The sequence below is a fragment of the Affinundibacterium seohonense genome (assembly GCF_014284305.1).
Lineage (GTDB): Bacteria > Pseudomonadota > Gammaproteobacteria > Burkholderiales > Burkholderiaceae_D > Undibacterium > Undibacterium seohonense.
In genome coordinates, this window is record NZ_JACOFW010000003.1 from 106,445 (window position 1) to 131,174 (window position 24,730).

The 24,730-nt window shown below is 48.0% G+C and carries 21 protein-coding genes and 1 pseudogene; 11 read left to right on the forward strand and 11 right to left on the reverse strand.

Translation table 11 applies throughout. From position 1 onward, the window contains the following. Positions 1-3 precede the first annotated feature (3 nt). Genes H8K52_RS04055 through H8K52_RS04065 form a run of 3 tightly spaced genes read left to right on the forward strand, consistent with a single transcriptional unit; the run spans position 4 to position 3,548 of the window. Positions 4-1,683, forward strand: coding sequence for a ferritin-like domain-containing protein (locus H8K52_RS04055; RefSeq protein ID WP_186921615.1), 1,680 nt, complete (start codon positions 4-6; stop codon positions 1,681-1,683). Positions 1,684-1,695: 12 nt separating this feature from the next. Beyond that, on the forward strand, positions 1,696-2,664 hold the full coding sequence (bufB, locus tag H8K52_RS04060) for an MNIO family bufferin maturase (protein WP_186921616.1): 969 nt from the start codon (positions 1,696-1,698) through the stop codon (positions 2,662-2,664). Beyond that, the gene (locus tag H8K52_RS04065) at positions 2,661-3,548 is read left to right on the forward strand and encodes an HvfC/BufC N-terminal domain-containing protein (protein WP_186921617.1); all 888 of its coding nucleotides are present in this window, start codon (positions 2,661-2,663) and stop codon (positions 3,546-3,548) included. Before bufB ends, H8K52_RS04065 begins: the two co-directional genes overlap by 4 nt. A 199-nt stretch (positions 3,549-3,747) precedes the next feature. Here the strand turns inward: H8K52_RS04065 and H8K52_RS04070 are convergent, their stop codons facing one another. Both H8K52_RS04070 and H8K52_RS04075 read right to left on the reverse strand, forming a co-directional pair. Then, complete coding sequence (locus tag H8K52_RS04070; RefSeq protein WP_186921618.1) at positions 3,748-4,059, reverse strand: BON domain-containing protein; 312 nt, start codon at positions 4,057-4,059, stop codon at positions 3,748-3,750. A 105-nt stretch (positions 4,060-4,164) separates the two neighbouring features. After that, positions 4,165-4,728 (reverse strand): hypothetical protein, encoded by a 564-nt coding sequence (locus H8K52_RS04075; RefSeq protein WP_222613669.1) that lies wholly within the window; start codon positions 4,726-4,728, stop codon positions 4,165-4,167. Between the two features lie 226 nt (positions 4,729-4,954). Between H8K52_RS04075 and H8K52_RS04080 the strand changes: the two genes are divergently transcribed. The 5 genes from H8K52_RS04080 to H8K52_RS04100 all read left to right on the forward strand — a co-directional run bounded on the left by H8K52_RS04080 (position 4,955) and on the right by H8K52_RS04100 (position 6,404). Beyond that, the gene (locus H8K52_RS04080; RefSeq protein WP_186921619.1) at positions 4,955-5,395 is read left to right on the forward strand and encodes an outer membrane lipoprotein; all 441 of its coding nucleotides are present in this window, start codon (positions 4,955-4,957) and stop codon (positions 5,393-5,395) included. A 57-nt stretch (positions 5,396-5,452) separates the two neighbouring features. Continuing rightward, on the forward strand, positions 5,453-5,602 hold the full coding sequence (locus tag H8K52_RS04085) for a lmo0937 family membrane protein (RefSeq protein ID WP_186921620.1): 150 nt from the start codon (positions 5,453-5,455) through the stop codon (positions 5,600-5,602). A gap of 69 nt (positions 5,603-5,671) precedes the next feature. Further along, complete coding sequence (locus H8K52_RS04090) at positions 5,672-5,956, forward strand: sll1863 family stress response protein (protein ID WP_186921621.1); 285 nt, start codon at positions 5,672-5,674, stop codon at positions 5,954-5,956. A 21-nt stretch (positions 5,957-5,977) separates the two neighbouring features. Further along, entirely contained in the window at positions 5,978-6,130 is a 153-nt protein-coding gene (locus H8K52_RS04095; RefSeq protein WP_186921622.1) for a DUF3309 domain-containing protein, read from the forward strand. A gap of 70 nt (positions 6,131-6,200) precedes the next feature. After that, positions 6,201-6,404, forward strand: a complete 204-nt coding sequence (locus H8K52_RS04100; RefSeq protein ID WP_186921623.1) for a CsbD family protein — start codon at positions 6,201-6,203, stop codon at positions 6,402-6,404. A gap of 678 nt (positions 6,405-7,082) precedes the next feature. Here H8K52_RS04100 and H8K52_RS04105 read toward each other — a convergent pair. Further along, the gene (locus H8K52_RS04105; protein ID WP_186921624.1) at positions 7,083-7,484 is read right to left on the reverse strand and encodes a PRC-barrel domain-containing protein; all 402 of its coding nucleotides are present in this window, start codon (positions 7,482-7,484) and stop codon (positions 7,083-7,085) included. A 113-nt stretch (positions 7,485-7,597) separates the two neighbouring features. Then, a complete protein-coding gene (galU, locus tag H8K52_RS04110; protein ID WP_186921625.1) occupies positions 7,598-8,593 on the reverse strand; it encodes a UTP--glucose-1-phosphate uridylyltransferase GalU in 996 nt (331 codons plus the stop codon). 378 nt (positions 8,594-8,971) lie between these two features. Between galU and H8K52_RS04115 the strand changes: the two genes are divergently transcribed. From H8K52_RS04115 to cls, 3 genes are all read left to right on the forward strand, one after another. Next, entirely contained in the window at positions 8,972-10,102 is a 1,131-nt protein-coding gene (locus H8K52_RS04115) for a glycine zipper 2TM domain-containing protein (RefSeq protein ID WP_186921626.1), read from the forward strand. Between the two features lie 87 nt (positions 10,103-10,189). Further along, on the forward strand, positions 10,190-11,050 hold the full coding sequence (locus H8K52_RS04120) for a helix-turn-helix domain-containing protein (RefSeq protein WP_186921627.1): 861 nt from the start codon (positions 10,190-10,192) through the stop codon (positions 11,048-11,050). 69 nt (positions 11,051-11,119) lie between these two features. Then, positions 11,120-12,673 carry a cardiolipin synthase gene (cls, locus tag H8K52_RS04125; protein WP_186921628.1) on the forward strand — a complete coding sequence of 518 codons (1,554 nt, stop codon included), beginning with the start codon at positions 11,120-11,122 and terminating at the stop codon, positions 12,671-12,673. A 58-nt stretch (positions 12,674-12,731) separates the two neighbouring features. On the opposite strand, the gene H8K52_RS04130 is transcribed toward cls, so the two are convergent. From H8K52_RS04130 to H8K52_RS21785, 7 genes and pseudogenes are all read right to left on the reverse strand, one after another. Next, positions 12,732-13,340 carry a BON domain-containing protein gene (locus tag H8K52_RS04130; protein WP_186921629.1) on the reverse strand — a complete coding sequence of 203 codons (609 nt, stop codon included), beginning with the start codon at positions 13,338-13,340 and terminating at the stop codon, positions 12,732-12,734. Between the two features lie 56 nt (positions 13,341-13,396). After that, positions 13,397-13,714, reverse strand: coding sequence for an ElaB/YgaM/YqjD family protein (locus tag H8K52_RS04135; RefSeq protein WP_186921630.1), 318 nt, complete (start codon positions 13,712-13,714; stop codon positions 13,397-13,399). A 46-nt stretch (positions 13,715-13,760) separates the two neighbouring features. Then, on the reverse strand, positions 13,761-14,744 hold the full coding sequence (locus tag H8K52_RS04140) for an OmpA family protein (protein WP_246464264.1): 984 nt from the start codon (positions 14,742-14,744) through the stop codon (positions 13,761-13,763). 57 nt (positions 14,745-14,801) lie between these two features. Further along, positions 14,802-15,188, reverse strand: a complete 387-nt coding sequence (locus H8K52_RS04145; protein WP_186921631.1) for a DUF4398 domain-containing protein — start codon at positions 15,186-15,188, stop codon at positions 14,802-14,804. Positions 15,189-15,326: 138 nt separating this feature from the next. Continuing rightward, positions 15,327-16,964, reverse strand: a complete 1,638-nt coding sequence (locus tag H8K52_RS21170) for a GH36-type glycosyl hydrolase domain-containing protein (protein WP_343044129.1) — start codon at positions 16,962-16,964, stop codon at positions 15,327-15,329. A gap of 15 nt (positions 16,965-16,979) precedes the next feature. Continuing rightward, positions 16,980-17,438, reverse strand: a pseudogene (locus tag H8K52_RS21535) (hypothetical protein); the annotation flags it as partial. Further along, complete coding sequence (locus tag H8K52_RS21785) at positions 17,420-24,286, reverse strand: glucoamylase family protein (RefSeq protein WP_343044130.1); 6,867 nt, start codon at positions 24,284-24,286, stop codon at positions 17,420-17,422. The pseudogene H8K52_RS21535 and the gene H8K52_RS21785, both read right to left, overlap by 19 nt. Positions 24,287-24,730: the final 444 nt, after the last annotated feature.

Consider the following 24,730-nt stretch of genomic DNA (forward strand, 5'->3'; position numbering starts at 1 on the left):
CTTATGTCATCAATGACCCATCGCCATCTTGAGCAAGTTCCAACTGATCGCGCCGCCTTGCATCAGTTATTGCAATTGGCTGTCGAAGTGGAGCTCTTCACGATCCCTCTATACATGAGTTCACTGTATTCGATCCGCGGTATGTATCTGAACTCACCGACAGGTCAAAGTATGTGGCCAGGCATGAAACCAAACTATCAGGTCAGTTCCGCTAATCAGTATGCCTATAACGCCATCTTCAGTGTGTATATTCAAGAGATGCTGCATCTGCAATTGGCCAGCAATTTATGCACGGCTGTGGGATTTACGCCGCAATTTCCAGCACTCGATTACACCAGTTTTGGCAGCTCGATTCCCTGTATCGGTGATTTAAAAAATGTCAAAGGCTACGAAGATGTGCAAGTCAGATTGGGACCACTGGATCACAATCAGATGAAATTATTCTTAGCCATTGAGATGCCAGACTGGGAAGCCAATGACGATAATAATAATCGCCCCGCTGTGCCATTTCCTGTGGGCGCCAATGGTAAGGCAACGATCCCAGCCTCATTTGGTTCAATCGGACACTTATATCACTGCATAGAAGCCTACTTTGATCTTGAGTACGATGATAAAACCACGTTGTGGGACAAAGTGTTTACCGCTGATTCCGTACAAGTCGACATGTTCAATTTTAAATCGCAAAAAGAGCAGCATGCGGCTAGAGAATATCCTCAATTTCCCGTCAGCTTCAGCAGCAATTTAACAGCAAAAGACGCACGCAAAACGGCACGTGAAATGATCAGCGCGATTTTGGATCAAGGTGAAGGTGCCGTGGCCAACTCGGTGGTACCAGGTCGATTCGTCCCGGCTGAACAAAGAATGGAAAAAGACTACAGCAAAAGCAATGCGATCGTACGTGCGCAATGGGATAAACAAAGCCATTATGATCGGTTTGCACTGGTGTACTCTTGGTTGGACATGATAGAAACTTGGCCGACTTGGTTAGCATCACGCCCAGCGGGCGCGGCATGGACTGCCGATGACCTATTACTGGATCCGACGACTGCCACCTCAGCCGACATCGCAGCGGCACAGGCGCGCGCCACCGCCATGAATGCCGCCAGCACCGCAGCAGAAATCGATAATGCACTGAGCCATAGTTACTGCAATCTGCTGGCCGCAATTGAATCCGCATGGAGCAACTCAGCGATCAGTTTTCCGGCAGCCGCGATGCAAGCCTTGTCAACCCGGGTGGCAACTGTTTGGGCCACTGGTGGCTCACCGAGCTTCACACCTGTCACCCCTAGCGTCATTGGTAATAATGCCCACGCCTGCCAAGGCTTAGATCCGAATAATCCTGGTACCAATAATTGCGCCAATGCGGTCATCCACACTTGTGCAGGCTCCAATAGTTGTGCCAATCAAGGTGGTTGCGGCTATCCACCGGATACTAGTCTGCCCGACTTTAATTCTGCAGCTGGCAATGGCGGTTGTGGCGCACCGATCCCAGTCGCCCAGATTCTGCATAATGGCACACCCGCCATCAACGTCAACGGTACTAACATCACCGCCAGCACCGGACAGAGTGTGTACGATACGGCGTGGACGGTCTTCCAGGCACGCTTTAGCGGCAATGAGAGCGTGCAAAAAGCGAACAAACCAACACCGAATAGCTTGCGTATCGTACTGCCACCAAGCTAGACATTGAAGTCGATGACATCAGCAACTTTACCTCTTGCTCAAGTCGCTTGGACGACGAACGATAAGCAATCATGTAGCGGAAAGCGCAAGCCGGTACCCAACTTAGGTTTGGGTATCGGCTTGCGTCCCTGCCATTTTCAAGATGTTCTGCGTCACGAGCCTGGGCAAGCTACAGGCACAACTCACGCACCCGATTGGCTAGAAGTGATTTCCGAGAATGTCATGGATGACCACGGTCAGGCGCGACAAATTTTGCGGCAAATTGCCAAGCGATATCCCTTGGTATTTCACGGCGTCTCGTTATCGATAGGCAGTAGTGACCCTTTAAATATGCTGTATTTGCAGCGCCTAAAAGACTTGTGCGCAGAGTTTTCACCCGCCTGGATTTCGGATCATTTGTGTTGGACTGGTGTTGGTAGCATTAATAGTCATGATTTACTGCCACTTCCCCTAAATCAGGCAAGTCTGCGTCATGTGATTTCGCGCGTGCATCAGGTACAAGAGATATTAGGTCGCCGCTTGATTCTCGAGAATCCAAGCAGCTATCTCCACTTCAAAGAATCTGATATCCCTGAATGGGAATTTTTCAATATGCTTTGTGAGGCCACTGGCGCAGGTATCTTGTTAGATCTAAACAATGTCTATGTCTCCGCATTTAACCTAGGATTTCAAGCGCAAGATTATCTCAATCATCTCGACACCCACCATGTCACCCAAGTGCATCTGGCAGGACCACGTCATTATGGAACGCATATCATCGATACCCACGACAGCCCGGTGGTGGACGAGGTATGGGGTTTGTATCGCCAACTCGTAGAACAAACCGGTGCGATTTCTACACTCTTGGAGTGGGATGCCGCCATTCCAGAATTTGCCGATCTGATGATGGAATTAGACAAGGCTCGCCACATCACAACTGCACAATTGTCAGCCAGATCCACGACCAACAAACACGACTCAGCTTTGCCATTGGAATTATGAGCACGGGCATACAGACACATCAACAAGACCTGATAGCCTGCATCACTAGCGGCAAGCAGGAGGCGTTCACTCAGGCGGCTCAACACTTACGTCCGAATGCGTTCCTGAGTGCGACCCAGGCACTCGCCATCTATCGCCAAGGCTATCTTGCGCGCCTGTTGGAATGCTTACGTGCTGACTTCCCGCTACTCGTAAGCCATCTCGGCGAAACCTTGTTCAATCACTTTGCCACCGAGTACATCGCAGCACACCCTCCCACGTCCTACAGTCTGTTTGATCTAGGAGAACAATTTCCCGTGTATTTACAAAAGAGTTGCCCAGATTTAGCGCGATTAGATCGTGATCAGCGAGCACAATGTTTACTCCCCATCGAGCTAGCCAAACTAGAACGTCTGCAGCTACAAGTGCTGCGGGCTCAAGTCGATCACGACGCCATCATGGATGAACCAGACTATCAATCTGAGCAAGCCTTATTGGATTGTTGTGTGCGTGTGCCGACTACCTGTGCGCTGCTACAGACCGAACACCATTTGCCCGAGTATATCCAAACTTTAAAGCGAGCCGATGCCAACAAGGACCAAATCCAAGCACAAGTCGCTACGACTTATATCGTGGTGAGTCGCCCTCGTTATGTTGTGACAACGCAGGCACTCACAGACTGGCAGTACATCTTTTTACAAACGATACAGTTACTGTCGACACCACATTCAGCACTTAGCATCGCCGATTTGATAGGACACTTAGAGGCTAGAGAAGAGATCAGGCGAGAATTTTTGATAGCAAATTTGTCGCTATGGTTACCTGTGGCTGTCAGCAAGGGCTATGTTTCTATCGAAAACCATCGCCTTGATTCCGCACTTAGTAAAGCCAAGCAATTCGTTTGATGGGTGAATGCTTTTGGTTACTGAAGTCACGAAGGTAACTAAAGTACCTAAAATGAACAAAGCCTGCAAATGCTTTGCAAACACATGCGCAATGTATCGACGAACGTCTTACGAAGCGTTAGTACCACAAGGGTGAGTTCACAAATCGATCTGCAGGCTTTAGGAAGTCAGGTCGGACTTGACTATCCTTACATCGATATTACTTCAAACGCATATCATTTTTTACTGCCGACACGCCTTTGACATTGCGCGCCAAAGAAACTGCCTTATCGATATTCGCGATACTGGTAACAAAGCCGCTCAATTGCACTGTGCCTTTGAAAGTCTCGACATTAATTTCAGCGGACTTGAGTGTCGGCTCATTCAAAAACTCAGATTTCACTTTGGTAGTGATCCAAGAATCATCGATATATTCGCCGGTACTTTCTTGCTTCTTGGTCGCAGCACAGCCTGCTAAGGCTACTAATGAACTGGCGAAGATCACTGCAGCGATTTTTTGAATTGTTTTCATATAGTCTTTCTATTGGATTGAGTAAATAGTGGGTAGTGACGAGTTATGACATCGAACTCTGGCACAAGGGGTGTCAACATTTTGCAAAAAGAACAGCAAATAATCTTACTTACCGTATTTTTTCTTGGCGTTCGCAACACAAGCATCTTTTGCATTGCCAGCCAAGCCATCGCATTTTTCTAAAGCGACTTTATATTCCGCATTGAGTTTGTCAGCGGCTTCATCTTTACGAGCATCGAGTACTTTCTTGTCAGCTTTGGCAGTTGCCATTGCCGCGACTTTGACAGATTTGGCTTTCTTGATGCAGACATCTTTGTCATTGCCAACCATGGATTTGCACTTCGCTTCATCCACTTCGTAATCCGCTTCGGCAATCTTTTTGATGGCAGTCGCACGGGCACTTATCGTGTTGTGAAAATTGGCATAAGCATTCTCTTCCAGATGCACACGGACAGCAGTCGCCTCTGCTTGGCAAATATCTTTAGGATTGTCTGCCAGCGTTTTACATTTAGCAGCAGCAATTTTGTAATCCGCCTCTGCCTTAATTTTTTCATTCTTAAAAATTGTAGCGGCATCAGGTTCGGCGGCATCAAGTTCGGCGGCAATGGCATTGACACTGAAGCCAAACACACTGGCGCAGACCATTGATATCAGTAGAGTTTTTTTCATTTTTGCTTTCGTTATTAGAACAAGTGAATCAAAGGAATAGGCTTCATCGCCCGCACAGCTTATTGCGTCAGCGCCCAAGATAAATGCATCGACCTAGTCTTTATACCGAACTACAAGGACGCCCTCTGTTCGCTATCCAACATAGTATTTTTTTTGCTTGGGTGCGTTGGCGAACAGAAATGATTTCAATTTTTTTCTATTATCAGGAACCTAACCAGGAGCGATCATGAAAAGAACCACCCTACCCCTCGCACTAATTTGCATTGCCAGCTTAACGGCCTGCGCAAATAATGCACCGTATCAAACCTCCCGTCCGTATGAAAATGGACAAACGCAATACGGTGCGCACGGCACCATCGAATCAATTAATTGGGTGGGCAATGACCGTCCAAGTAGCGGTGCTGGTGCCGTGGTCGGTGGCATTGTCGGCGCGATCGTTGGCAATCAAGTTGGCGGCGGTACTGGGCGTGCAGTCGCCACCGTGGCTGGCGGTATCGGCGGTGCTGTGATTGGCAATAATTTAGAAAAAAATCGCAGCGACAATTTTTATCAAATTCGAATTCGTATGGACGATGGCGGCCATCATGTTGTACATCAAGACGACATCGGCAATCTGCGCACTGGCGACAGAATACGTATCGCCAATGGCCGCGCCTATTTGTTGTGATCCTATTCGAAAACTAGAGCCCCTCGTTTTTCGTCTTCAACGATACAAAGGAAACTTATGTTGTATACCCTCGCCATTATTCTGATCGTCCTATGGCTATTAGGATTTGTCAGTGCTTATACCCTCGGTGGTTTTATCCACATTCTCTTAGTCATTGCCGTGATTGTCTTATTGGTCGGCTTCATTAGTGGACGCCGTCGACCGTAGACGATTCCTACGCGAAATAGATGGATTGTGATACTCATTTTTACTATGTTGGCTTACGAAGGAAACTATATGCTATCCAGAATTGAATATACAGAAAGAATGCGACAAGAACTCGATGCACTAAATATGCAATTGCATAAGCTCGAATTGTCCGCACTCGACATGCAAGAGGATGCTCGACTCCGTTACAACTTGGAAATTGACAAAGTAAAATTTCAATCGATGCTGGCAAAAGAAAAGTTTGAAAATCTGCTGCTGAGTAGTGAATCATCATGGAACAACATGGTGACCGAAACAGAAAAGATTCGAGACGCCTTTGTGAATTCCTTTCACTATTTCAAATCTCAAATTTGATCTTTTTCTGAAGACCTCATCATGTCACTCATCATCTTATTAATCTTAGTGCTGTTACTGGTCGGCAGTTTTCCGACATGGCCGCATAGTAAAAATTGGGGCTATCGCCCAAGTGGCGCTCTGGGTATTGTCGCTCTAGTGCTAATCGTATTGCTCATCACTGGTCGTATGTAATATCTGCCCAGATCAGCAAACTCCTACTTCCGGCGATACGATGCTATCGTCACTTACTAGAAAGTCATCCATGAACAAAGATCAAGCAAACGGCGCCCTTAAAAATATCGGCGGCAAAGTTCAACAAGAAATTGGCAAAGTCACTAGCAATAAGCAACAACAAGTGGCTGGCTTAAAAAATCAAATTGTCGGCAAAGCACAAGTCGTGGTTGGCGATGCCAAAGCGGCGATTAAGGATGTACAAAAATCGGCTAGCAAAGCGATGAAAAGATAGTTTGCACTTGGTTCAATCTGAGGTCTAATCAAAGCAGCCAGGCTTGCAATGCGGTTCAGTTAAATGCAAAACTTCGAGGCGTTATCTATGCGAAGGCAGGGATCCAGTGTCGTTAGGCTTTTACGCCACTGGATTCCCGCCTTCGCGCACTGCTGTCCGGAATAATATTTGGGATATTAGGGAAATGCTGATGATGCTTGAGTTGCACGATGACGTTGTTTGAATGGACTTGAAAAAGAACGATAAGTGGTGGCTGTCAAGTTTCCCTCTCCCGCGAGCGGGAGAGGGCTAGGGTGAGGGTGGTTCAGAAGTTGCATCGTAATTTTTAAGGCGAGGTGGTGAAGAAATCGCTTTTTAAATTCTTAAATATCGTTAATCGAACCTGAAACTCCCTCATCCCCGCCCCTTCTCCCGCTTGCGGGAGAAGGGAGTATCAAAATAGAACTGTCAATAAAATTATTCCGGACAGCAGTGCGCCTTCGCGGAAATGACGAGAAATAAAACAAGAGCTTAACTGAACAGCATTACAGCCATATTTGGCTGTTTTTTTCGCTGATTCTTTTTCACCAAATGCATTCACCAAACTTCCTCACCAAATCGATGACAAAAAAAACACCGCAATTCAACATTACGGTGGTCTGCTAGATTTGCAAAGGAGGACTTTGTTACACGAAGGATTTACATTTCTACCGGGTGATAGTAGGTATGCATATTACTCACCCAAGTCTCATCGGCCATATTAGGCCAATGGTCGGAATTGAATCCTGGCGCATTCTCAAAACGTGCTTTGGCCATATTCATCGTGAAGCGTTTATTCTTAGGATCTAATGTCAGCGCGCTCCAAGGTACCGCGAATAACTTTTCACCGATGGTGAATACACCGCCCATCGACATAACTGCATAGGCGATTCGTCCGTTCGGCACGTCCAGCATAATCTCCTTGATATCGCCAAGATGCTCTTCTTGCAGATTAAATACGGCATCACCAATCAAGGTATCAGCGCCCATTAAGCGTGGACCAGGTCCATACTCTTCGCCATTTTTGTAAATACCCAACATGTCACGATTTTCATAATTCATCTTGTAACCTCTTTGTGTTTAAGCGGAAGTGCTGCGTCAGTGTCCGCTAGTTTCTACTCTGCTTCGGTGCGCTTACGTACATAACTTCGACTCGATAAAAAATAGTTCTGTCGCTATGCGAGCAAAGCTAATTTCTGCTGTTGCGGCTCCACATTCTGTTGCTTGAAACGACGATTCGTTTGCTGCAGATAGGCTTGAAATTCGCTAGCGACCTCTGGATGCTTGAGGCCAAATGCCACACTGGCCTTCAAATAGCCGAGCTTTGAGCCACAGTCATAGTGGGTAGCAGCAGTGGTATAAGCAAGTACGGGGAAATCCTTGAGCATCGCGGCAATCGCATCCGTCAATTGGATCTCGCCGCCAGCGCCCTTACCAATGTGTTCGAGGTAATCAAAGATCTTAGGAGAAAAAATATAGCGACCAACCACGCCTAGGTTCGACGGCGCGCAGTGTGGCTGCGGCTTTTCGACGATGCCAGTCATGCGATGCAGATGTGGGTCGGGATACTGCGTATCGGACACAAAGTTGGTACTAAAATTTGAACTCAATATCATTTCCGGACTAAATCGATTCATGATGCTAACGATGCCATATTGCTGCACCAGATGATGCTCAACTTCCTGCACCGCCACCACGCTTGATTGATGCAGGTAATATTGCTGCGCCATTTGCGCAATCGCAGAAGGATAGCCAGGATCAGCATCCATCAGATCGTCTGCCAACAGGACGGCAAAGGGATGATCGCCGATGACCGGCCGTGCGCATAGTACGGCGTGTCCTAAACCCAATGCAGCGGCTTGTCGGATATAAATGCAGTGGACATGTTTGGGAATCACGTTTTGTACTAAATCCAGCAAAGCTTGTTTGCCCGCAGCTTCTAATTCAGCTTCAAGTTCATACGCGGTATCAAAATGATCTTCGATAGCACGCTTATTACGACCTGTCACAAAGATCATCTCTGTGATGCCAGCTTCGACAGCCTCCTCTACCGCATATTGAATTAATGGTTTGTCGACGACCGTCAACATTTCTTTTGGTTGGGCTTTCGTGGCAGGTAAAAATCGACTGCCTAAACCTGCCACAGGGAACACCGCTTTTTTGATCTGCATTTTTTACTCCTGGTTGGCGAAACTCCACAATGGGTTTGATTCGCATCATGTGTAAATAGAAGGTGAATAGTTCGCAAAGCTGCCACGAGGCATGGCTTGGCTTGATTGACATCTGGTGCTGGTATGTTTCCCGACCGCCAGCCCCGGTAGTTTGATAGCTGTTAAGACTACCGAAACGAGGTTGCCGATTCGGTGCGCTATCCCACACAATAATTTTGTCGTTGATTTTCTAATGTGTGTTAGCGCACCGTAGCTCACGGAGAATGCTAGTAATCTGACTCTATGGTCAGCATTTTCTTATCTGGACTATGGATAGAAACCTGCTGATCCCAGTCTCTCCGTAAGCCTTTACACACTCGCTAAGAAATGAGAAAAGCCATGCACATCCTCAACCAATATCGTTACCAGAATCTGCCAGTAATTGATGGTTTAGCTGCCCTTCCATTACTGCTGTCGAGCTTGCTTCTGGTGAGTGCTAGTGCGGTAGCACAGAGTCCGTCTGCCAACTATCAGGATAGAAACGACCGAAATGCAAGCCCGCGCATTCAAACTTTTTATGTCGATGAAGTGAGACGATTGGGAGCTGGTGTTGATCTCAATTTTAGTATGTATGGCACTCCTGGCGGTCAGGCGAGTCTGCGCATTGCGGGTGCCACCCGTAATCTGAATTTAACAGAAGTCGGGGTTGGCGAGTACGAGGGAACTTACACGATCAGTGCCCGCGATAGAATCGCCGCGCGCAGTCAAGTGACCGCCAATCTACGCGTCGGTAATCAGGTTAGTAGTGAGGTCTTAAATGAGTCGCTGCAAATCGGGGTGGGTTATCATCCAAAGAATGACGTCTCCGGCAAACTCGCTATACAAAATTTCCGCTTCGATGCGTCTGAAGACTTAGATCCAGGCAGTAATTTATCTTTCTATTTGAATGGCAATCCGGGTGCCAGAGTAGAATTATCGATCAGCGGTGTCCGCGGCAAAGTGTTAATGTCGGAATCTGGTAGTGGTGAGTATGCGGCGAATTACATCATACGCAGCCGTGATCAAATCACACCGCGTAGTGAAGTCATCGCCTATCTGAGCTTACGTGACCGCACCATCAGTCAGCAGTTGGCGCGAGGTTTGAGCGGCAATATATCGCAAGTCAAGTCAACGCCACCAATCAAGAAAAACAATTGTTATAACTGTGGTCGAATAGAAGCGATCAATATTATCGAGACACGTGGTGAAGGCGGCTATTTAGGAACCATAGGTGGCGGTCTTGCTGGCGCTTTAATTGGTAGTCAAGTGGGTGGCGGCAATGGACGAACAGCGGCACAAATTGCAGGTGCCATTGGCGGTGCCTATGCTGGTCGGGCAATCGAAGGAAATAGCCGGAAAACCAGTCACTTTGAAGTCATCGTTCGATTGCAAACAGGCGCTACCCAGACCTTAAGTTTTGCCAACGACCCAGGCTTTCATGTCAATGATCAGGTCAAAATCGATAACGGTCGCTTAATTCGCAATCCTTAATTTTTATGTAGGTGTGCTGCAATTTGCCGCATACCTGCACGCATGTCCAACCCACCCTTCATTTCAACAGCAATCAGAAAGCTAATTATGTTGCCTGCCATCGCTCACTCTACTCGACATGCTTTTCAACACAACGAACTTCGATCAAAAGAGCTTTGGTCTAGCGTGCAGGAGGTGTGCGATTTACTGCGCATCAACCGGCCGCTGGATTTGTACGAGGACAGCAGTCGCTTTCAGCATGTACGCTTCAAGGCAGGACAAACTGTTAATCTGAATAATGATCCTTTGGAAAATTTGTTTTTAGTGAATTGTGGATTCTTGAAATCCTCGATGACGGATGACCTTGATAAAGAACTGGTGTTGAGCTTTCCGATGAAAGGCGATCTGATTGGGGTTGATAGCATTCATCTTCAGCACCACCAGTCCCAGACCATGGCCCTATCGGATTGCGACATCATCTTGGTTCCCTATTCGACCTTACAAGAATTATGCAAAAAATCAGAACAGTTTGGTCATGCTATATTGCAGATCATGAGCCGAGAGATTGTACGTGAACGCTATATGCTAGGCGTCCAACGTAGCTTGAGCGCCGAAGCCAAAGTCGGTCGATTTTTATACATGATGGGCGAGCGCTATGCACAACTTGGTTACTCCTCACGTCGCTTTAATTTACGCATGTCACGTAATGAAATTGCGAACTATCTCGGCGTTGCCATCGAAACTGTCAGCCGCATACTCTCCGTGTTTCATCGACTAGGTGTCATCACCGTCAATCAACGCGAAATTGTGATTATTGATCCAGCTTTTCTGACTGACCTGTTGAAATTTTCGTCCACCAAAGATCGCTCTGCAGAGAGATGTACGCAAAAAAGCCAGCTGGGTACAGTCAATAAGTTCGCCAAGCCTAAACAACAACAGCGGCAACAGCCCGAATTGGCACTCTCTTAGTATTACCGCGATCGATCTTGGCACCGTCCAAGCGTCTAATTTCTCAACCTTGGTGATCAGGCGGAAGCAATGCAATATTCTGACAAGCCGCCTGGATCACAAAGCTGGAATCACAGCAACAACGTAGATAAACAAAGCCTCACTAAGGCCACGCCTTTAGCGAAGCTGGGCAGCTATTGTATCGTTGCCAGTTGCTGCTCATGTAGCGTATTGACACCTCATGCACAAGAGCTAACACCAGAATCCAAAACAGCATCCATGCCCAGCAATCGTACCGACGATGATCATGATCGTAGCGCCTCCGTGCGAGTAGGTAATTTAACGCCAGACGCCAGCCAAGCTGATCTGATGGTGAGAAATGCGCAAGGACAATTAACGACAAAAGCCAGCGCGGTGTTATTAAAAAAACGCTGGCGCGGCGCCTATCAAGATTTACGTACACTCGCCATCTTGGAACAAACCGTCACGGGCAATCCTTTGATTGACGGCAACCAAATCACGCTCTTGCATGACGGGCCGCAAACGATGGCAGCAATGATCGCCGCGATTAAGACTGCGAAAAAACACATCCATTTAGAAACTTATATTTTCGATCAAGATCCTTTGGGGGATGGCTTTGCCAAGCTATTAATGGAACGGCAAGCCGCTGGTGTGCAAGTGCGGATTATCTACGATAGTGTCGGCACGCTGGGCACCCCACAAGCCTTCTTCGATGCGCTCAGTGCGAGCGGCATTGAGTTACTCGCCTTTCATCCTTTTAATCCTGTACGGGCACTGAGCGAAGCGGTACCGTGGTCACCAAACCAGCGCGATCATAGAAAATTGCTGGTGGTCGATGGGCAAATTGCATTCACTGGCGGCATCAATATCAGCAATAGCTATGCAACCAGTTCCTTATTCCGTTCAAAGCAACGCGGCAATCCAGCGGTAGGCTGGCGCGACACCCATATACAAATGGTCGGACCCGCCGTGGCAGCGATTCAGTGGGTGTTTTTAGATACCTGGCTGGAGGAGAAAAAACTGGATTTCGCCGACTTGCCGGTGGCTGACTTTTTTCCGCTTTTACCGCAAAGAGGGACACATCTAGTACGCGTCTTAGCCAGTGGACCGCAAGACAATCAAGATATTTACCAAGCCTATTTGGTAGCGCTAAATCAGGCTCAACATCGGATACACATTACCTGTGCTTACTTTGTGCCTGACAAGGCAATCCTCGCGGCCTTAGGCGCAGCGGTCAAACGTGGAGTCGATGTGCGATTAATACTACCCGGCGTGAACGACAACGATTTGGTTTCTCAAGCCTCAAAATCCTACTTCGCTGAGATGTTAGAGCAAGGCGTACAGCTGTTTCAACTGAAAGTGGCAGTACTACATGCGAAAACCGCGGTGATTGATGGTCAATGGTCTACTGTGGGCTCGACCAATATTGATACCCGCAGTTTTTTACATAATCGTGAGATCAATGTAGTCATCTATAGTCCGGCATTTGGACAAGAGATGGAAAGTGCTTTTGCTGAAGATCTACGTTCTTCTATACCGGTCAGCCAAGAATCGTGGGCGCAACGCTCGCTGCTTGACCGTATCAAACAATGGTTTGCGCGGCGTCTGGCATATTGGTTATAAATCTAACGCAAAAAAAAGGCGCTCGATTGAACGAGCGCCATGGCATAACAAGCTAGACTTACTTTTTAACACTCATGTGGTTCACTACACTCACCACACCTTCAACTGTTTTTGCGACATCACTGGCGTGTGAAATTTGCGTTTCACTATCCACATAACCGCTCAGTTGTACTTCGCCTTTAACGGTAACAACGGAAACTTCACGACTTTTCATGATCGGGTCAGCCAGCATTGCGGACTTCACACTCGCGGTAATGACGGTGTCATCAATTTTATTGCCAACGGATTGGGTGCCGTCTTTGATACTCAACTTATTGTTCACATTACGAACGCCCATGACTGCTTTTGTGACTTCGACGCCACGATCCATTTGTGCCTGGGTATCGACAAAACCACTCAGCATGACATCGGCTTTAAATGTTTCCACTTTGATGTCCAAGCTTTTGACATACTCATCGGCCATTAAGGCTGATTTCACTTTGGTGGTTAACACCGCATCATCCACTTCGGTGCCGATGGTAATCGACGCCGCAGGTGCGACCGGCTCCGTGGATCGGTTGCATGCAGCCAAGCTGCCTAACGTCAGGCTAACAGCCACGATACCAAACAATACATTACTGCTGGTTGATTGTTTAGCGGTCTTTTTTTGTGTAAGTAGTGCAGTCATGATAAATCCTAATAGTGGAATGAATAAAATAGAGACGAGATGGCATCTTGCAGGTGTTAGCGGCGGCGACCGAGTAGGACGCCGATCACTAAACCGACACCGACCGCTGCGCCTATCGCACGCCACGGATTTTCTTTGACATAGACCTCGGTACAGTCACTTGCTTCTTTTGCCGAATTGATGACGCTGTTCTGTGCTTCATGGAGCTTTTTACTTGCAACTTCTAAAAGTTCCATCCCGCGCTTGATCGCTTCGTTTGCTTTTTCACCGGTAAGTGTTGTTGCTTCTTCAAATAACATTTGTGCGTCCTTAACTAGTTCGTTGAAGTCCTGAGTAACAGCTTGGTAGCTGCTATTAAATTTGTTCTTAGCCATAATGTGCTTTCTGAGTTCAATGAATTTGGCGTTTCTGCATGCTCAATTAACGCGGTGCGATCTTGCCGCTGTCATCTGACAAAATAATTTCTACGCGGCGATTCAAACGACGCTCATCCGCAGTCTGATTACCAGCCACCGGGAACGATTCACCATAGCCGCGACTACTGATGCGATCACGGCTGACACCCATGCCGTGCAAGGCACTTCGCACCGCGTCACTGCGACGTTCAGACAAGGCTTGGTTGTAGGCATTTGTTCCGACGCTATCGGTAAAGCCTTCAGCCAAGGCCATGCGTTGCGGGTTTTGTTGCAACACATCCGCCAATTTCTGAGCGATACGCATGCCTTCTGGTGACAGACGCGATTGATTGGTATCGAATAACACGTCGCCAAAGGTAATCACGATGCCACGTTCGGTTTTCTTTGCAGCCAGCTCGGCTAACTGCGCTTCCAGCTTCGCTGCTTTCGCTTGGGCTTCTTGCGCCAGACGTTGCGCTTCTAAGGTGTCGTTTTGCGCCGCTTGCGTTGCTTGTTTGGATTGCTCTGCGCTTAGCTTCGCCTGATCTGCAGCGATCTTAGATTGATCCGCCGCATTCTTTGCTCGCTCGGCTTCTAACTTAGCTTGATCAGCTGCTGCTTTTGATTGATTCGCTTCTTGCGTACGCTGATCTAGTCGCAATTGATCACGTTGTTTGTTGCTATTTTGTACGTCCGCTTCGGCTGATTTTTGCTTAGCAACTTCTTGCGTGGTGGCGATTTTTTGTTTTGCCAAATAAGCCAGTGAGTCAATCTTTTGTTCACTGTCACGATTGAGCGCCGCTTCATTCGCAACCGCCAGCGCTTCACTAGCGTGTTTCATCTCTAAAGGTGCATACGTACCGACTGCCGGATTATTCTGCGCCATCATAAAGTCGCTGCGAGTCTGGTCTAATAATGTAGTGGTTTTGGGTGTTGTGCTGCATGCAGCCAACAACACGCTAATCGCTATTGCGATTGGCGTCATGATGCGGGTGATTGATGTTTTCATGAAATTTCCTAAGTAGATATTAAAGGCGTTGGTGGTCTTGAGTCTGAGCAAGTGGTTTTATTTTCGCAACGCGTTCGCACGATTAAATTCTTCGCGCATGATACGAATATCTTCTTGCAATGCATCAGCCGCTACCTGCGCTTTCGCAGAGTTCGCCTTACTTTGCGCCAGCTTGGCATCGACCTGCGCTTGATTCGCCAACTCGATCGCTAAGGGATAGTCTTTCGCTGCCATCGCGGCATTCGCCAGACGCATTTTTTCACGTGCGGCACTCATTTCTACTGGTGCAAATTCTGCACCGCCAGCGCCAACGGCGTTATCAACCGCCGCTTTGGACACGGCAACATCAGCGGTCGCCGGGGTTTTCATACTGCTGCAGCCAACAATTGTGATCAATAATAAGATAGTAAGTGGACTGAACAATTTTTTTAGATCTTGGTTCATCGTGTTTCTCCAGTTAGACGGTAAGTACATTAAGCAAAGTGCTGTACCGTTATAAGTGAGAACACACGACAGTTCTGTTCGCTGGCGAACGTAGCATTTATTTAGGCAAACTTTCTGTCGAATTTCTAGCCCATGGCATCAAATACTGTCGTTCTTCAGCAAAATTAAAACAACATGCGTCTTGCCATCGTCTTGCATCGTGATGAAGTCCTGATGTTGTGCAAGACCGTCCAGACGCATTCCAGCTTCGCCCGTAGCTGTTTGTTGAACGGTGATTTCATAGCGACTAGATTGATATTGATAGCTCATAGAAAAGCCATCCCAAGTCGCCGGTATGCATGGTCGTATGCGCAATTGGTTCGCCCGGATATCGAGTCCAAGCAAAGACTCCCACATCAGTCTTAGCATCCATCCGGCAGAACCGGTGTACCAGGTCCAACCGCCACGGCCAGTGTGTGGTGTGACGGCATACACATCAGCAGCTACCACGTACGGCTCAACCTTATAACGCGCTATCGCGGCTGCAGAATTGCCATGCTGAATGGGGTTAATCATGTGCATCAATTCCCATGCCTGCGCACTGCGTCCTAACTTGGCCAAGGCCATCACTGCCCAAATCGCGGCATGCGTATATTGACCACCATTTTCGCGCACCCCGGGAACATAGCCACGGATATAGCCAGGATTCGGTTCTTCCTGATCAAATGGCGGTGCCAGCAATTGCACCAATCCTGCCTCTTTTTGCACTAGTCTGTCCAACATGGACTGCATCGCCATCGCATTACGTTCTGTGCTGCCAGCACCGGACAACACCGCCCAGCTTTGAGCAATTGAATCAATTTGGCAGGCATGATTTTGCGCTGATCCCAATGCGCTGCCATCGTCAAAATACGCGCGCCGATACCATGCCCCATCCCAACCAGCGCTCGCTATTGCGGTTTGTAGTGCGCTAGCGCGGTCCTGCCATGTCGCGGCTAATTGTAGTTCGCGACGTTGTTGCGCCACGACAGAAAAATCTTGCAAGCATTGGTAAGCGAAGAAACTTAGCCACACACTTTCGCCTTTACCCTGCACGCCAATTTGATCAAAGCCATCATTCCAATCACCTGAACCGATCAGACACAAGCCGTGCTGCCCCAAACGATTACTATGTTCCAAGGCGAGTACACAATGCTGATATAAGGTGGCGGATTGGGATGTTGGTGATGCCAGATCATAATAAGAATCCTCTTCCGGATTGAGCGCTCTGCCATCAATGAAGGGAATCATTTCATTTAGAATTTGCTGATCACCGGTGACCGTGAGATAACGCACGACCGCAGCGACTAGCCACAAGAAATCGTCCGAACAACGCGTGCGTACCCCACGATTGCCGGGCGGATGCCACCAATGCTGGACATCACCTTCGATAAATTGACGCGATGCCGCTAAGACGATGTGTTGGCGCACTAATTGTGGCTGGCTATGCACCAGCGCCATACTGTCTTGCAATTGATCACGAAAGCCAAACGCACCACCCGATTGATAAAAGCCGCTACGCGCCCACATTCGGGCTGACAGCGTCTGATATAACAACCAGCCATTCGCTAACAGATCAAAGGCAGGTTCATGGGTCTTCACTTGCATCGTGTCTAAGGTCGCGGACCAGTAGGACTTTACCTTTGCCAATTCTTCATAGGCGCAACTGACGCCTTCAAACTTTGTCAAAAATTCTGACACCGGTATCAGTTTGACGGCTGGCTGATGTTGTGTGCCCTGATCCAATGCACCAAGCATATAAACCAGTTCACACACCTCGTTTGGCTCCAAGCTAATCACATATTGAAACGCGGCACAGGGATCTAAACCGGCTCCGGCCTTGCCAGCTAGTCCACGCCTTTCCATCGCTTGCGGATGGTCTAAGGAGCGATTGCGCCCAATAAATTCTTTACGGTCAGCCGTCCAATGCGGTGTTGATTGACCTGCTCGTCTTTGATGGCGACTCTGCGTTTGATAAAAAGCGGTAAAGTCAGCAAATTCCGCATGATAAGGATTACGCGCCAAGATGGTGTGCGTGCCAGCATCAAGATTGCTCTCCTGCCAGGTATGAACATGCATCTGGGTTTTGGCACGGATATCACCAAGCACCCATTCCACATAGCTGCTCACCGATAACTCTTGGGTTTCGTCACCGATATTTTGCAGACGTAAAATCGTATATTTAATAGGCACATCAAGACACACAAAGACCGTCACCTTGCTGGCAATGTGGTCCTGCTCATGCTCGAATTCACTAAAGCCAAATCCATGACGACAAAGGTAATCCCCCTGCCCTGCCCTGCCCTAGGCAAGGGCGACCAGAAAGTACCGCTCTGTTCGTTGCGGATATATAGCATTTCTGCACCCGCATCACTGACCGCATCATTGTTCCATGGCGTCAGGCGATATTCATGGGCATTGCTAACCCAAGTATATGACTGGCCACTCTCCGATATCACGGTACCCAGTTGTGGATTAGCAATGACATTCACCCACGGTGCTGGTGTTTTACGGTCGTTACCACTGCGTATCACATAGGATTTTCCATCTAACTCAAATCCCCCGTAACCATTGCTTTCCAAAAGCTCAATGTCCAATACCGCCGGCTTATCTTTTGAAAATGGATGCTGAAATCCAGATTTATCTTTACCCGTCAGTGGAAGATGGCTACGCTTCGCTTTGACGCCCTGACCGAACAGATTTGCCAGATAACTGGCATTTTGATTGAAGGCCTCTAAAGCGGGCAGGATGCGCTCAACCAGCGGCCTGCGATTCATTTGTTCGAGTAAGCTACCTTGCTGGTCGCTCAGACAAATTCTCGCGACATTTAAAAAGAGATGCCGATCTTCCAAAGAAATTTGATCCAGAGCGCGGACAAAAATCCCGCCTTGTTTAAGGTGATTTTGCTGCTTATTTTGATGCAGTAGAGGCAGCGCGGAGATCAGTCCCACAATTTGCTCTTGTAGAGCCTGGCGATAGCCATTGTGCTCTTCATTCCAAATCACCAGATCCACTTCCAAGCCTTTGGATCGCCAATACACGTGCGCCGACACCAATTGCTGTATCAGTGTGAGATTCGCCTGATCTTTGATTTGCACCAACACAATAGGTAGATCGCCAGAAATCGCATAACTCCACAGCGCCGATTGCTGACGCCGATTCAATTGCAAAATCTCGGGAGCGGCACGTAATAAGGGATTGACGTAAATGATAGAGCTAGCTAATCGAGTATAAGTTTGTGCCTCGCTTTCACTAATATTGAGCTGACGCAGAGTAACCTGACTATGAGTCCAAGAAAGCTCAATGACCCGATCAGCGAGATGACGATCTCGATACTTATCGATCAGCGTCAAAGCATGTGGACGGTCATGGGCAACGCCCGTGACAAAATCGACACTAATGGTCTGTTCGGGTGCCAGGTGCAGTAGAACGCGTATCGCCACGATAGGATCGAGCACGGATCCCTGCGATTGACTCAATGCCCCAAAATGCTGCATGGCTTGTGGGTCGCGTAAATCGCGGGTACGTCCAATAAATTGCGCGCGGTCAGTTTCATAACTAATCGCCTCTATCTCTACTCCATGCACCGCTACCAGATGAAACAGGCAAGGATGAAATTCCTGATCCGAACGCGGGCGACGTTGGCACAAAATCGCTTGTCGTGCAAATTCGATTTCGGTTTGGACAAATAAGTTACTGAAAGCAGGATGCAAGTTATCGGCCGCAGCCGTATTCAACACCACTTCGCTATAACTGGTAAGTTCCAAAATACGCGGTCGCCGAGAACGATTCGTAATGTGTGTACGGCGCAATTCAATATCATCTTCGGGTGATAAAACGATTTCAGTATGCTGCAAAAATTGGTGGTCAAGACGGCGAAATTCTGCCCGCCCTTCTGAGAAAATCACCTCCATTTGCTCTGCCGGCACCAAAGTCGGTTGATAGGTACTGGACCAAAAATTTTGAATCAGACGTGCATTGCTATCGAACTCTCGCAGATAACAAAAACTACCCCAATGATCGCGCGTACTATCTTCACGCCAACGATTCAGCGCCAGGTCATTCCAACGACTGGCACTGCCGCCGGCGCTGCTGATCATCAAATGATAACGACCATTGGATAAAAGTTGTACTTCGGGTGTCTGGTGATCTGGCTTATGAATCACGCGCACCGCCATTTCCTGCAAATTGGAGTTATTGCGAATATCAGACAGTTCACTAGTATTCGCGTAGGTAGCATGACTCTTAGGAACACGTTCATGCAACAGCGGCAAACTCGCCTGCAAACTCGGCTCCATCACAAAGCGTCTTTGTAGTGGTTTATCCAGTAACAGATAAGCCAAGGCCAGTAAGCCCATACCCTGATGATGACTCATGAAAGAGCGGATCAAGACATGGGTTTGTCCATGTGCCAGACGTGATTGGGTGTAATCGATCGCTTCATAAAATCCAAAGCTGCCTTCAAAGCCCAAGGCGGACATCGCCTGTAAATTGTCGCAGGCTTCTTTCGGCATCACCATCAAAGCCATCATGCTGGCATACGGCGCGATCACCAAATCATCGCCTAGTCCACGCTTAAAACCAAGGCCGGGAACACCAAAGGCGCGATATTGATAGTTGAGGTGCGGATCAACCTGATTGTATCCAGACTCTGAAATACCCCAAGGTACTTTTCTCTCAACACCATACGCGATTTGTCTCTGCACTGCCGTGCGATAGGTTTGATTGAGCAGCGTATGCGAAAAATTCGGCATCACTAACAGTGGCATCAAATACTCAAACATCGAACCACTCCAGGACATCAGTATCGGCTCACCATTCGCCAGCGTCAGTTGCCTGCCGAGCGCGAACCAACTCTCTTGTGGTAAGCGGTTTTGTGCGATGCCGACGAAGCTGGCCAGACGCGCCTCGGATGCCAATAAATCATACGCATTGTTATCCAGACGGCTGTCAGTATGGTTATAGCCTATCGCTAGTAAATGACTATTGGTGTCGTACAAAAAACCTAGTTCCATCTGATTAATATCATCGATCCGCGCGCATAGGGTCTGTATCTCTGACAAGCAAGCTGAAGCACGCAAACTTGCGAGTAAGGTCAAGCGCGTAATTTCCGCGATGATCTCTTGGTAGTTGGCTGGTTTATCGCCCTCAAAACTGTCAATACTGGCAGAAAAATCTTCATGCAATTGCACCAGATGCTGGTGACTAGGAATTCGCCGCAATTGGTAAAAATGCTGCATCTGCTCGGCAGTTAAGTGCTCCCCCATCGTTAACCAAGGACAGTGCAACAAGAGATCATCTAGCCCATCTACCACTTGTTCAGTCAACGCATCAACCCAGAGCTGCACTCCGTCCTGCTTTGCAGATAAGGGCAGTTGCTGTGCGTGCAAATGCAGACTTGTCGGTAACTCAACACACAAACGCTGAATCGCCTTTAGGTGATCAAACGCATGAAATAGATTATTAGCTTGATCTTGTTCGTGTACCGTATTCTGCATGCAGATATGGTCGAGTAACTGCCGTAAGGACTCGGTTCTCTGCATGTCACTTTCAGCGACGTGACTGCAAAGTATGCTAAAAGTATCTTGCAGGCCGTCAAAATAAGTCCAGCGAAAAATCTGACTACTCGCCATCCCTGACAGTCCAGTGCGCAACACCATTAAATGTCCGGCTAAATTCCCGCTATCGACCGTGGAAACATATTTTGGCAACAGTGGACTTAGATTCTCAGTGTCATACCAATTATAAAAATGCCCTTGAAAACGAGCTAATTTCTCCATCGTCGTAATGCATAACTGAGTGCGTTTGACTAAACGTCCAGCAGAAATAAAAGCGAAATCATAGGCAACTAAATTTGCCAATAAAGACAGACCGATATTCGTTGGGGAAGTCCGGCGAGCCTGCACCGCAATCGGGAACTCTTGCACATTATCGAGCGGCAACCAATGGTTCTCTGCATTGACGTAGCGTTCAAAAAACAACCATGTCTTGCGAGCGAGTTGGCGCAAATATCGACGCTCCGACTCATCCACCTGACTGATATTCAGATGTGGCGTACGACTAATCCAAGCCGCAGTCAGCGGCGCACCTATCCATAGCAGTAAAATCACACTCGCTGCGGGCAGTGCCTCGGGACGCCAATATGCCAGCGCGACAAAAATCAATATACCGCTGACCGGGGAAAACCACATACTGCGACAAGTTGCCCGCCAAGCATTCCCCGGATGTCGATTGGTTTGACTTGAAGGATTCCAATCGAGTAGCTGACGTCCGGAAATTCGGATACGCCATTGGGTACGACCAATAGCATCAAGATTGCTGAAAGCCTCAAAGGGTAAAAAGCTGATAGCAAGAAAAATTTGTGTCAATTGCTGGCGGGTATGCCACAACCAATCTTTACCCATCGCGCGCCATGCAAGCTCGCGATGCGGCTTGATGATGCTCAAACTGGAACGCGCAAAGTTTAAGAATTGCGACATACATAAGCTGATCAGCGCAACGATCAAACCAAATTGTGGCGAGGCCAACAAGAACCAAGAGAGCACCATTAGTACACTCAACACCATAGGAAGCACACTGCGACGCAAGTTATCAAATAACTTCCACCGTGAGAGTAAGGTCAAAGGATTATGACAATAGCTTGTGCGGACATCATTCGCCCTGTCATAGGCCGGCACTTTCGCCAACAACCACGCCGCAATTTGCCAATCACCCCGTATCCATCGATGGCGCCGCAGCGCATCGGCTTGATAACTGGCAGGCTGTTGTTCATGCAGTTCTACATCACTGACTAAACCAGCGCGGGCATAGCAGCCTTCCAATAAATCATGGCTGAGAATACGATTTTCTGGCAGACGATCCTTTAAGGCCAGCTCAAAGCTGTCGATCTCATAGATCCCCTTGCCGATAAAAGAGCCCTCACCAAACACATCCTGATAAACATCAGATACCGAACGCGTATAAGGATCAATCCCCACTTCACCAGCGCATAGTAGTTCGTAGCGTGTGGCATTTTCATCTGGCAAGCTGACGGCAATTCGAGGCTGCAAAATGCCATAGCCCGCCACTACACGTTGCAGTTGAACGTCATATTTCGCCCGATTTAAGGGGTGTGCCATGGTCGCAATAAACTTACGCGCAGCGTCACGCGGCAATCCTGTATCGGCATCGAGTGTAATGATGTAGCGGATTGGCGGCATGAGATCCGGCGCGCCAACAATGTGGGTGAAAGCCGCAGCGCCATGGCCACGCAAATAAGCATTTAAAGCGGCCAATTTGCCGCGTTTGCGTTCATATCCCATCCAGCATTGCTGTTGTGGATTCCATAAACGTGGTCGATGAAATAGTAAGAAATAATCGATCACTTGATCCTGCGTCACAGGGGTCAAACTTTCACTGATATGACTACTTCGTAAAGGATTTTGCGAGTGACGGTATTTTTGATTCAATAAGGTAATACAAGTTTCCGCATGCAATAACAAACCAGCATCCTCCGGCAATTCTGCACTGACTGCATCGGCAAAATCGGTCAATAAACAAAACCGTAAATGCGGATCGCGATTTGCCAAAAATCGTAGCTCTAAAGTATCCACCAGCTCATCAATATTTTGCTGACTGGTCATCATGCACGGCACCACAATCATACTCGCCGAAGCAAGGGGCACACCCTGACTAAAATCCATTCTCGGCAACGATTTTGGCGCAGTCATCATGGTGACTAACCAATTCACCGTCGTGACACCGAATTGACTCATCGCGACGATACTTAAAACTGTGATCGTCGTCAGCAACACAACGGATTCCCCCTCAAGTCGCATACTGCGCGCTAGCAGATAGAGAGCACCTATGCTCAGTAGGCCGATGGCAAATAGATAAAGGCCGAGGGGAAAACGCATCAAGTATCGACGCCATTGCTGCTGCAGGGGTAATTTGAAATCCAGCAATTCTTCTAGCGCCAACTTACCGTCACCAATCAGATAATAGCCAGGGTGCATCAGTCGTACATCCAACGATGATTTAATTTCCTCCAAAAAAATTGCCGATGCGGGTGCACTCGCACTCTGACCATCAGTGCTCTTGCGCATCGCTCTAACAGAAAGATCAATGGCAATCTTGGCGACTTCCAACTCACTGACTGGGCTATGTCTTGCCAACTGTTCGACGGCGTGACGATACTGATCGCGCGTAGCAAAATCCATCTCTTGATAAGTCTTACTAGGATCTAAACGCAGGCATTGTTCGACATGACTAAGATGTTCAACAAATAAACGCCAATCGATCGCCGATAACAAACGTAAGCTGGCGATACTATTGCTAACAGAAACCTGATCTGCGGCTTGATGCTGTGCATCAGCTTGCAACATCGATTCTATATTTTGATTGGACTCCGCCAAGCTTTGCGACAACCAGCTAAGTGGTAACAGCAGACTGGGATTTTGCGCTTGAATTCTCCGAACAAATTCAGCGACAAAAGCACTTTGCATGGGCGGATTGGTGTGCGCCATTTCAGCGACCACTAAGATCAATTTATTCGGATCGTCCTCAGCACATTGAATGAGCCGCTGCGCCCACTCACACGCCAGATTGCGATGTATTCGGGATTGTTTGATATACAGTGCCACACGCCGCAAATTCTCGATCAACGCCAGCCTGAGCATAATCGGAATCGCCCACAACTCTCCCAGCATCAAACTTTGGGTTTCCTGATACGCGCTAATAAAACCGCGCAAACTATCTGGATCAATCCGTCCGTCACCATGGGCAATCGCTTCCAAGGCCAGATCATAAACACGTGGCAAACCACGTGATTCACCATGCGATAAGCGTGGCAATTGCTGACTATAATCTTTAGGAAGATGGCGCTGGGCTGTGTGTATCTGCTCTTCGATCACATAAAAATTATCCAGCAACCATTCGGCTGCTGGCGTCACTTGATATCCCGACTGGGTGGCGGCAATTAGGTGGGCACAAGCATCAATAATGCTTTCTTCATTATCAGCAAGCCGACGCAATAATTGATTGCGCCCTGACTTTGCTGCCAGCCGATGGTGGTGCGCTAAATGGCGTCCATGTTGCTCCATTTGCTGCGCACTAAACAGCTCTGCTCTCAACGGATTTACATCATCATGCGGCACGCGTTTTGCGGTTGAAAAACGCTGCCAGACAGATGATATTGTCGCCTTAAAAGCGGGGTACAAATCGCCTTTAGGGATATCGAATAGAGATGAATTACTCTTCTTGGTTTTCAAAGCTTGCGTCCCATCTCTGCCGTTGGCGTAGTTTAAAAAGCTGATGCCCGACCGCACTTCGGCTTGGAACCAGCTTAAATGAAACAGAGATTTTTCTAAGTGCGTTTCCGCACATAAACAGGAGCAAAAAAAGAACTAAACTGAGGATAGTGCTGTTCAGTTAAGCCTAATTCCACGTATCTTCATTCCCGCAAAGGCGGGAATGAAGATACGTAAAAGACTAAAGACACTGGAACCCTACTTTCGCAGGGCTGACGCCTCGACATTTTGAGATTA